Genomic DNA, 1,465 nt, shown 5'->3' with positions numbered 1-1,465 from the left:
CATCAAGTTAAGAATTTTGGTCTTTGTGCATCGTCAAAAACATGGTATCCTTTCTAACGAACACTCCACGTTAGAAAGGATTTTTTTCATGGAAAAACAAATGAAAGCATGGATTCAAACCATTCGTCAACTCTTTTCTCCCGAAGAATTAACCCGTCTCGCACGGAAAACAGGCTTTATCCGGCGGCAGCGTTCGTTAACGGCGGAAGCCTTTCTGACTCTCTGTGCATGGGGAGATGGCTCACTGGCCAAACAGTCGCTTCAGCGGTTGTGTGCGGCCTTGACGCTCTGGCATGGCTGTTCCCTTTCAAGCGAAGGCTTGAATCAGCGTTTTACCGATCGGGCCGTGGCATTTTTGCGAGAAGTGTTTTTCCTTCTCCTCCTGCATCAACGTCCATTGCTTTTGTCAGCCATGGAGACCTATCGAACTTGTTTTACCCGCCTGCGGATTTTGGACTCAACCAGCTTTTTGGTTCCCGCTGACTATGGGGAAGACTATCGAGGTTCCGTTTCGTCGGGGGTGAAAATTCAGTTTGAATATGACTTGTTATCCGGCGCCTGCCTTCAGCTATGCGTTCAATCGGCCAATGACTCGGACGCTCGTTTTGCCTATCATGCCCAGCATACGATTTTACCGAATGACCTATGTATTCGGGATTTGGGCTTTTTCTCCGTTGCCGCACTGGCCGAGATCGACGCCCGCGGAGCGTATTATATTACTCGGCTCCGTTCCGATATGAAAGTGTATATCAAGGAGAATGGCCAGTGGAAGGAATGGGATTGGGAATCCCTTGGGAATCAATTAGAGGAAGGGGAATCAGTGGAAATGGAACATGTATACATCGGACATGAACGCTTGTATGTTCCACGGTTGGTTTTCCGCCGTCTGACGGCGGAAGAATGGCAAAAACGGATGGCGTATGTGCGGAAAAAGGAAAAAAGAAAAGGGAAGGCGCTGGCACGCCAAACCCTCGAACAAAAGAAATACCACATCTTACTGACGAATTTACCACAAGAGTCGTTTGATGGTCAACAGGTTTATGAGCTCTATTCCCTGCGCTGGCAAATTGAATGGTTGTTTAAAGCCTGGAAATCCGTATTTGATTTGGAGAAAGTCAAGGAGATGAAAAAAGAACGTTTCGAATGCCATTTATACGGGACGTTGATTGTCATTTTGGTCACCCAGACGTTTCTGTTTCAAGCTCGGATGTATTGGCATCAAAAGGAAGACATTGAAATCAGTGAACGGAAAGCGCTCGATCTTCTCCAATCGTATTGGCACCAGTTGCTTTTGCGTTCGCATATGGCGGAAATCAACCTTTTCTCTCTCCTTTCCCTGTTACGAAAACATGCCAAGAAAGGTCGAAGGAAAGGGGAAGAAACGGCATCAGATATCTTAACGAAATTAGAGATATGGTAGAATTAGATATGGATATAAATACCAAATACCCCTCTTCTGGAGGGG

General features: G+C 46.3%; 1 protein-coding gene. It reads left to right on the top strand.

Annotated features, from left to right (window positions below; all coding sequences use genetic code 11):
* Positions 1–88: 88 nt before the first annotated feature.
* A complete protein-coding gene (locus B9L23_RS19785) occupies positions 89–1,420 on the top strand; it encodes an IS4 family transposase (RefSeq protein ID WP_089098370.1) in 1,332 nt (443 codons plus the stop codon).
* Positions 1,421–1,465 lie beyond the last annotated feature (45 nt).

Source organism: Parageobacillus galactosidasius (genome assembly GCF_002217735.1).
GTDB lineage: Bacteria > Bacillota > Bacilli > Bacillales > Anoxybacillaceae > Parageobacillus_B > Parageobacillus_B toebii.
This window is presented reverse-complemented; position numbering and strand designations above follow the sequence as displayed.

What these genes read in the sequence shown, in the direction of transcription:
- B9L23_RS19785 (WP_089098370.1), top strand. Translation starts at nt 89, where the DNA reads ATGGAAAAACAAATGAAAGCATGGATTCAAACCATTCGTCAACTCTTT.